Origin of the sequence: Kitasatospora sp. NPDC058046, from assembly GCF_042885595.1 — a bacterium.
Taxonomy (GTDB): Bacteria; Actinomycetota; Actinomycetes; order Streptomycetales; family Streptomycetaceae; genus Kitasatospora.
Genome location: NZ_JBHVRS010000021.1, coordinates 134,096 through 142,106 on the forward strand (window position 1 = coordinate 134,096; position 8,011 = coordinate 142,106).

The 8,011-nt window shown below is 73.4% G+C and carries 10 protein-coding genes and 1 pseudogene; 8 read left to right on the forward strand and 3 right to left on the reverse strand.

Annotated elements, in window-relative coordinates:
- Positions 1–285: 285 nt before the first annotated feature.
- From ACFVU7_RS33860 to ACFVU7_RS33890, 7 genes and pseudogenes are all read left to right on the forward strand, one after another.
- Positions 286–786, forward strand: coding sequence for a peptidylprolyl isomerase (locus tag ACFVU7_RS33860; protein ID WP_049650895.1), 501 nt, complete (start codon positions 286–288; stop codon positions 784–786).
- A gap of 154 nt (positions 787–940) precedes the next feature.
- Complete coding sequence (locus ACFVU7_RS33865) at positions 941–1,618, forward strand: GNAT family N-acetyltransferase (RefSeq protein ID WP_388048913.1); 678 nt, start codon at positions 941–943, stop codon at positions 1,616–1,618.
- 130 nt (positions 1,619–1,748) lie between these two features.
- A complete protein-coding gene (locus ACFVU7_RS33870) occupies positions 1,749–2,489 on the forward strand; it encodes a DUF6193 family natural product biosynthesis protein (protein ID WP_388048916.1) in 741 nt (246 codons plus the stop codon).
- Between the two features lie 266 nt (positions 2,490–2,755).
- The gene (locus ACFVU7_RS33875) at positions 2,756–3,244 is read left to right on the forward strand and encodes a hypothetical protein (RefSeq protein WP_380782213.1); all 489 of its coding nucleotides are present in this window, start codon (positions 2,756–2,758) and stop codon (positions 3,242–3,244) included.
- Positions 3,245–3,625: 381 nt separating this feature from the next.
- Positions 3,626–3,973, forward strand: coding sequence for a hypothetical protein (locus ACFVU7_RS33880; RefSeq protein ID WP_388048920.1), 348 nt, complete (start codon positions 3,626–3,628; stop codon positions 3,971–3,973).
- Between the two features lie 29 nt (positions 3,974–4,002).
- Positions 4,003–4,512 (forward strand): annotated as a pseudogene (locus ACFVU7_RS33885) (hypothetical protein); the annotation flags it as partial.
- Positions 4,513–4,698: 186 nt separating this feature from the next.
- Positions 4,699–4,953: a hypothetical protein gene (locus ACFVU7_RS33890; RefSeq protein ID WP_049650890.1), complete on the forward strand. Its 255-nt coding sequence runs from the start codon at positions 4,699–4,701 to the stop codon at positions 4,951–4,953.
- 247 nt (positions 4,954–5,200) lie between these two features.
- On the opposite strand, the gene ACFVU7_RS33895 is transcribed toward ACFVU7_RS33890, so the two are convergent.
- From ACFVU7_RS33895 to ACFVU7_RS33905, 3 genes are all read right to left on the reverse strand, one after another.
- Positions 5,201–5,641 (reverse strand): GNAT family N-acetyltransferase, encoded by a 441-nt coding sequence (locus ACFVU7_RS33895; RefSeq protein WP_388048923.1) that lies wholly within the window; start codon positions 5,639–5,641, stop codon positions 5,201–5,203.
- 17 nt (positions 5,642–5,658) lie between these two features.
- Entirely contained in the window at positions 5,659–6,045 is a 387-nt protein-coding gene (locus ACFVU7_RS33900) for a nuclear transport factor 2 family protein (protein WP_388048926.1), read from the reverse strand.
- 127 nt (positions 6,046–6,172) lie between these two features.
- Positions 6,173–6,781: a peptidase inhibitor family I36 protein gene (locus ACFVU7_RS33905; RefSeq protein ID WP_388048929.1), complete on the reverse strand. Its 609-nt coding sequence runs from the start codon at positions 6,779–6,781 to the stop codon at positions 6,173–6,175.
- Positions 6,782–7,090: 309 nt separating this feature from the next.
- On the opposite strand from ACFVU7_RS33905, the gene ACFVU7_RS33910 reads away from it, so the two are divergent.
- Entirely contained in the window at positions 7,091–7,873 is a 783-nt protein-coding gene (locus ACFVU7_RS33910; RefSeq protein WP_388048932.1) for an alpha/beta hydrolase, read from the forward strand.
- The last annotated feature ends 138 nt before the right edge of the window (positions 7,874–8,011 follow it).

The window sequence follows — 8,011 nt, forward strand, 5'->3', positions numbered from 1 at the left end:
CAGGGCCGCGAGGGCGAGGAGTGGCACGCACACCACGGCCGTCACGCGGCCGCGGACAAGGGAGAGAGGGGACATCGCGCACTTCCTGACGGGACGTAGCCGATCGCCCACTCACAGTGCGGGCGGGGGCCGTTCTCCCGCAAGTGCCCGGAGCGGGAAGTCGGCCCGGCCGACTTCCCGCGTCCCGGCGCCACGACGGGAACCTCAGCAGCCCCGGCCGCCCCTCCTGCCACAATGCGCGGTGAGCGTTCTCGTAGCCGCCACCATGCAGACAGTGAGGTCATCATGTCGAAGGTCAAACTGAGTACCAACCACGGCGACATCGTCCTGCGCCTCGACGCGGAGAAGGCCCCGGCGACGGTGGAGAACTTCCTCCGGTACGTCACGGACGGCTTCTACGACGGGACGGTCTTCCACCGGGTCATCGACAACTTCATGGTCCAGGGCGGCGGGATGGAGCCCGGACTGAAGCGGAAGGAGACCCGCGCGCCCATCGAGAACGAGGCCGACAACGGCCTGAAGAACGTCAAGTACTCGGTGGCGATGGCCCGCACGGGGGACCCGCACTCGGCCACCGCCCAGTTCTTCATCAACGTCGCCGACAACGACTTCCTCAACCACAGCGGCAAGAACCCCCAGGGCTGGGGCTACGCCGTCTTCGGCGAGGTGGTCGAGGGCCAGGAGGTCGTGGACGCCATCAGGGCCGTCGCCACGGGCTCCAGGGCCGGCCACCAGGACGTCCCCAAGGAGGACGTGGTCCTGGTGAAGGCCGAGGTCGTCGAGTAGGGCGGACGGGCGGGCGGGGAGCGGTCGGGAGTGGGAAGTCGGCCCGGCCGACTTCCCACTCCGCGCGGCGCGCCGGAGCAGGGCCGGGAAAGCCCGGAGGCCGGAACGCGGAAATCCGGATGACCGCGGCCGCCACCGCCCCCGACAATGGCGCATGCTGACCGACCACTGGCCGCTGCTGGGCCTGCGCCTGCGCACCCCCCGCCTCGAACTGCGCCTGCCCGCCGACGACGAACTCGCCGCCCTGGCCGACCTCGCCGCCCAAGGCGTCCACGAACCGGACCGGATGCCCTTCATCGTCCCGTGGACCGACCTCCCCCCGGCCCAGCGCGCCCGCTCCGTGGTCCAGCACCACTGGCTGCGCCTGGGCAACTGGTCCCCGGACGACTGGGCGCTGAACCTGGCCGTCTTCGAGAACGGCCGGGTCGTCGGCCTGCAGACCGTCGCCGCCCGCGACTTCGCCGTCCTGCGGCAGGCCTCCACCGGCTCCTGGCTCGGCGCGCGGCACCAGCGGCAGGGCATCGGCACCGAGATGCGCGCCGCCGTCCTGCACCTGGCCTTCGCGGGCCTGGGCGCGACGGAGGCGGTGTCGGGCGCCTTCGAGGACAACCCCTCCTCGTACGCCGTGTCGCGCAAGCACGGCTACGAACCCGACGGCGTCGACCGCCACCTGGTCCGCGGGCGCGGCGTGACGGAGCGACGGCTGAGGCTCACCCGGGAGCGCTGGCAGGCACGGCGCGACGTCCCCGTCACCGTCGACGGACTGGCGCCCTGCCTGCCGCTGTTCGGCCTGCCGGGCGGCTGCGGCGAGGGCATTTCAGGCCCCGCGTGAGTGGGGCCTTTGGGGCGGTACGGTCAGGCGATGTACACGCTGCCGCCGAACCGCACGACCACCCGAGGCTGTCCGTTCACTCGTCCGTGAGCACCGGAAAGCGGCGCCGAGGCCTGGCAGACTCGACCGCATGCCCGAACAGACCCCCGTCCCGGCAGCGGACGAGGACGACGCCCTGCGCCCCTACGCGGCCCACTACCCCGACGTGGCGCGGGCCGGGTCGCTGCTGAACGCCCTTCGGGCACAAGCCGATCGGGCGGGGCTCCGGCTCGGGGGCGAGCCGGCCGCCGAGCCGGGCCGGCGCCGGACGGCGGCGCGGGTGAGCGCCGGGGACCGGTCGACACGGGTCGGGATGACGGCGAGGGAGCGCGGCTTCGACGTCAGCTGCTGGGCGGGCGGAGTCCACCTGGCCACCGGCAGCACCGGCGACCTCGCCGCGGCCGCCGGGGCGGTGGCCACCTGGCAGGCGGGGGCCCGCCTCGCCGAACTCCTCGCGCGGTGGCCCTTCCTGCGGACCTGGGAACTGGCCGAGGCCCACGAACGGGGCGACGCCGTGCCGGTCCGGTGGCGCCGACTGCGCGAGTCCGCCACGCACGAGCGCCGACACGAAACCGGCCTGCGGGAACTCGTCGAGGCGGCCCACGCGCAGCCACGCCTGCGGGCCCTGTCGCCGGGCCGGAGCATGTACTGGCTCACCTTCAGCCGCCGGGCGGCGCCGCCGCTCTCCTACGACCTGCCGAGGGTCGCGCCACTCGGCGACGGCCGCTACCGGGTGCGGTTCGACGACGGGCGGCTGCAGGACGTCGACGGCGCGGAGGCGGCCGTCGCGGCGGTCGTCGACGCCCTGCCCGACGACGCCGTGCCCTCCTGAGCCGACGACCGCTGCGAGTTCCTGGCCGCACGCGAGCGCCGTCGTCAACTACCGGGCCGCCCCGCCCCGCCCCGCGTGCTGCGGCCAGGCGGGCGCGCGGCCTCCCGGGTGCGCGAACACCATGCGCGTCGACAAACGATGAACCGCACATGTCACGGCGTTCACCGCGCCGTCCACCGTTCGTTGACCGGCCGGCCGGATCGTTCACCACGGCGCGGAGCACAGCCCGCGCAACCCACCCACGACCCACGGAATCGAGGGAGACCATGCGTATCTCCGCACGTACCGCCGCGCTGGCCGCGGTGACCGCCATCGGGCTCGGCACCATCGCCACCGGCACCGCCCAGGCCGCCCCGGCCCCCGCCCAGGCCGCCCTCTCGGCCGCCCGCAGCACCACGGTCCACCTGCACAACGGCACCGGCTGCACGCTCAACCGGACCGACTACTCGCTGTCCCACGGCATCTGGACCCAGGGCCAGGAGCCGCCGCAGTGGCTGGGCAACACCGGGGACGCCGTCTTCCAGTCGGAGAGCAACGGCTTCATGACCGGCACCGAGGGCTCGGTGACGTTCCAGGCGTCCAACTGCGAGGAGGGCTGGCGCAACGGCGCGGCCGTCAGGCTGCACTGGAACAACCCCTACACCGGCTCCAACGGCTACGACGACAACGGCACCACCCAGGGCATGTTCCGCACGACCCGCGACAGCGGCTCCGGCAACAACGCCGACGTCTACTGGGGCGCCTGGAAGGCCTGACCCGGTCCCGGGTACCGCCGGCCGACTCAGGACCCGACCCCCCTCCGCACGTGCCGGATGAACGGTGCCCCGCGACTGGATGCCGAACGGCCCGGACAGCCCGGGCCGTTCGGCACCCGGAGCGACGGTCAGGTGCCCCGGTGCCCCGGTGCCCCGGTGCCCCGGTGCCCCGGTGCCCCGGGGAAGGGAATCGTTCCAGGACTTCCCCGCCGAGCACTGGGTCCACCCGCGGACCACGAACCCCGTAGGGTCGACCTTCGCCGTCGTGCGCCCGCGCACCGGGGTGGCCAAGGGGGCCCGGCTGCCGGGCCGCCGGGTCGGCCGTAGTCTTCAAGTCGATCGAGTCGGCTCGGATCTCGTTGAAAGGCAGGACCAGGTCGCATGACGGGCACCGAGGACAACGACTACTGCGCGGTCTTCGTGCAGGGCGCGAGCCGACAGGACGTGACCGGGCTCGTGGCAGCGGTGCTGGGCGTCCCGGCCGACGAGTACACGGTCCGGTTCGGTGACCTGGAGCTCGACATCCAGCCCAACCCCGACGCCGGACTGGCCGACGAGTTCGTCGGCTGGCCGCTCAAGATCGACGTGGAGGGGTGGCGGGCCACCATGGTGGATGCCGTCTCCCGATTCCTCACAGCGGCGTGGGACGCCGGATACCAGGCCGTTGCCGCCTGCGACGTCGAGAGCGAGCTCCCCGAACTGGGCGGATACCCCCGCTACCGCGCCTGACCGGAGCAGCTGATCCACAGGTACCGACGGCTGCTCCCGGCCGGTCGCTCGCCCATCTGCTGGCGGCCTCGGAACGCCGTCCGGTGACCGTCCCGCACGGCCCGGCCGCGGAGGTGTTCCAACGCGCCCTCGACGCCCTGCTGCCCGCGGGCCCGTCGCCGCTGCGCGCCGTCCTGGCCGGACCGGGACTGCCCGCTCCCGACAGCGGGGCCGACATCCTCCTCGTGCCGACCCACCCCCGGACGGGAGAAGCCTGGGCCCCGCCCGCTCAGGCCTCCCACGCGTACCCGGTGCCACTGCCGGTCGGGGTGTGGCGGTGGCTGGCCTTCCCCGAGCCGCACCTGCCCGTCCCCGCGTCGGGCGGCATGCCCGACGGCGTCCTGCGCGACGACCCGCCCGCTCCGCGCGCCCGTTACCCCTTCCGGGCCGACGAGGGCGTGTTCCGGCACACCCTGGCCCGGCTGCCGGCCGTCCGCAGCCCGTGGCTGCGGGAGATCCTGGAGAACCTCGACCGGCACATGCGCGCGGGCCTCTTCTGACCGCCGTCCGGGCCGTCACGTTCCGAACCCGGATGACGCGGGCCGCACCGGGCCCGGATCGGGAGGCCGGCCGGTGTCCTTTCCCCACCACGGGCGTTGAACGGGCGGGCGTCATGGGGGCGCCCTTTCCGACAGCCGTTGCCGCGACCGGCCGACCCGGTGCGGTGACCGGGAAAGGAGACGAGCATGGCCACGTACAACACGGAGATCTACACGGGCGGCGGGGGCTGGCAGGCGGACGAGCCCCTCACCCTCAACATCGCCAACCGTGGGCAGGCCGTCGGTGACGGCACCCCCTCGACGGGGACCACGGTCACCTGGACCAGCCCCGACGCGGGGGCGGGCAACGTCACCTTCTTCGACGACGGCAACAGCTTCCGGGGCACGGCCCAGTTCCCGGGCGAGGGTCCCGTCGAGTACCGGGGCTCTCTGGCCGACTGACCGGCGACCGCGTAGGCCCTGGGCCGGGACGGACCCCCGCGCCGGTGAGCGTGATGGTCCGTCATCCGGTTCCGTCCCCGCTCCGGTCCCGCGACGAGGCGCTGCCACGGCGTCTCGCCCGCTGCTCCGCGCTCCGATCCCCCTGGTGGCCAAGGCCGGAGGCGGGTCGGGGCCGACGCCGCCGTTCCGGTGGGGCGGGGGAGGAGTAGGAAGTCGACTGGGCCGACTTCCTACTCCGGAGCGTCGCTCAGCGGCGCGCGCGTTCGTGGTGGACGAGGCCGGCGCTCGTGCAGGTGGGGGTGAAGCCGGCCTTGGCGAGGACCCGGCCGGAGGCGGGGTTGGCCTCCCGGTGGACGGCGAGCACCCGGGCGGGCAGGCCGTCGCCGGTGAGGAACTGCCGTACGGCGGCGGTGGCGTGGCCGCTGCCCCGGGCGTCCTCGCGCACGACGTAGCTGAGCCGGCCGGTGCCGCGGCCGGGGTCGAGCCGGAGCCGGACGACGCCGAGCAGGTCCCCGCCCACCTCGATGCCGCGAACGAGGAGCCCGGGGTCCATGGCGGCCTCGCGGACGTAGGCGAGGGCCTGGGCGCCGGTCATCGCGCCGACCCACACATCCGCGGCGGACCCGTCGGCATGGATGCGGCGAACCGACTCGGCGTCGTCGTCGGCCAGTTCACGCAGCCGCAGCACCGGAGCGGGCCGCTGTATCAGGCGAAGACGAGGCGGAAGACCTGGTTGTAGATGAAGAAGCCGCCCGGCTGGCCGGGGATCGGCTGCAGGTTGAAGGTCTCGGTGAACTGCATCGGCTTGTCGAAGGCGTTGTCGACGGCGAGGTTGCCGGTCACCAGGACCAGGACGCCGCCGCCCGGGGCGGGCTGGGCGTCGGAGGAGGCGATCTGGTGCTTGACGACGGCGAGTTCGGGCTTGTTGATCGTCTCGATGATGCCCGACTGCCCCGGGACCTGCTTGCCCTCCCAGGTGAGCATCGACTCGGGGCGGTAGAGGCCCGCCAGGTTGTTGCGGGTGGCGATGCCGCCGTCGAAGGTCGCGTAGTAGTGCTGGGTGAACGAGTTCGCGATGCCGTTGAAGTCCATGGGCCGGAACGTAGCAACGCGACCGTGCCGAGCACCCGCAGTGGACCGTTCTTGTCGTGCTCCGGTCGCCTGTGTGGTAGCGAGTGGGAAGTCGGCCTGGCCGACTTCCCACTCCGGCGCGGCCGTTCTAGCAGGGGCTGAGCCAGTAGACCCAGCCCCAGGGGGCCGCGCGGTCCTCGCTGTAGCCGCCGGGCGAGGTCCAGCCGACGTTGCCGTCGGCTCCGTAGAACCTGGCGTACAGCGTGGACCGCTGGTTGTTGATCCACGATCCGGTCCCGGTCCAGTAGATGCGGACCGGGTAGTTGCAGGTGAACAGGCGCAGTTCCTCGCCCGTGAAGTTCGTTCCGCTGTACGCGCACACGTAGGTGTACGGGCAGCCCGAGGACAGGGCGGGGGAGTCGGCCTTGGCGGCGAGGTCCCGGGCCCGCTCCTCCCCGGGCAGCGGGAGCAGCAGTTCGCCGCCGGGCAGGGCGATCTTGTTGACGGCCACCTGGCTCGCCCCGGGGGTCTTGGCGAGGTAGTCGTCGACCCGGTCCTGCAGGCTCCTGGCCTGGGCACCGCTCAGCCCCAGGTCCCGGGCCTGCGCCGAGAAGCCGGCCTGGCCGGCGCCCGTGCCGCCCGTGCCGGTGGCGGCGGACGCGGCCGGGGCGACGCACACCGCCAGGGCGGCCGCGACGGCGAAGGGCACCGCGAGCAGACGCTTCTTCATGGTTCCCGCTTTCAGGCGTTTCAGCATGAAACCTCCTTGTAGGGGTCCTTCGGAAGCCCATCCTGTCCGGGCGCGGAAGCGGCGGTCTTGTAGGAATGCGTACGGCCGCTTGGCACCGGGGCGCGTGGAGCCGTGATCACGTGGCCGGGAAAAAGGGTTGGACGGGACGAGGCCCGGGCTTGTAGCTTGCAGTCGACCGTGACACCGCCCGAGGAGGTGAGACCCATGACCGCAGTACCGATATGGGTGCTCCCCTTGGGGTTCACGGCCGGCGACTGACGCAGGGTGTCGCCGGGAGCGCCGCGATGAGCAGGCAACTCCCGAAAGGCCACACCGATGCACTCTTCCCAGCCCCTTCACTTCACCGCCGAGTCCACGGCGGACGGCATGACCGAACGCGACTTCACCGTGGGCGGCGTCCCCGGCGTGCTCTGGTCACCCGCCTCCCCTGCCACCGGCGCCGGTCGCGCACCCCTGGTCCTGATGGGCCACGGCGGCGGCGCCCACAAGAAGCACCCCTCCATGGCGGGCCGGGCGCGACTCCTGACGGCCGGCTGCGGCTTCCACGTCGCCGTCCTCGACGCACCCGGTCACGGCGACCGGCCGCGCAGCGCGCAGGACGAGGCGGACATCGCCGAACTGCGCGCGGCGCAGGCGGCGGGCGAGCCGGAAGGCCCGGTCGTCATCCGCTACAACGCCCGCTTGGCCGAGCTCGCCGTACCCGAGTGGCAGGCGGCCCTGGACGCCCTCCAGAAGCTGCCGGAGATCGGCGCCGACGGGCCGGTGGGCTACGTCGGCATCGCCATGGGCACCGCGCTCGGCGTGCCGCTGGTGGCGGCCGAGCCCAGGATCACGGCCGCGGTCTTCGGGCTGATGTGGCCCGACGCCCTGGTCGAGCAGGCGCGGCGGATCACCGTCCCGATCGAGTTCGCCATGCAGTGGGACGACGAGCGCATCCCGCGCGAGGCCGCCCTCGGGCTGTTCGACGCCTTCGCCTCGACGGAGAAGACACTGCACGCCAACGCGGGCAAGCACTTCGACTTCCCCAGGTCAGAGGCCGACAGCGCGGCCCGCTTCCTCACCCGGCACCTCGGCCCGACGGCCACCTCGCCGGCGTGACGCGCGCGGTCGCGGGGGCCCGGCGGGCCGCCGGGCGCCCCCCCCCCCCCCCCCCCACCCCCCCCCCCACCCCCCGGGGCGCCCCCCGGCGGGCCCCCACACCCAGGACACAAAAAAAAAACCAACAGCGAGACACCC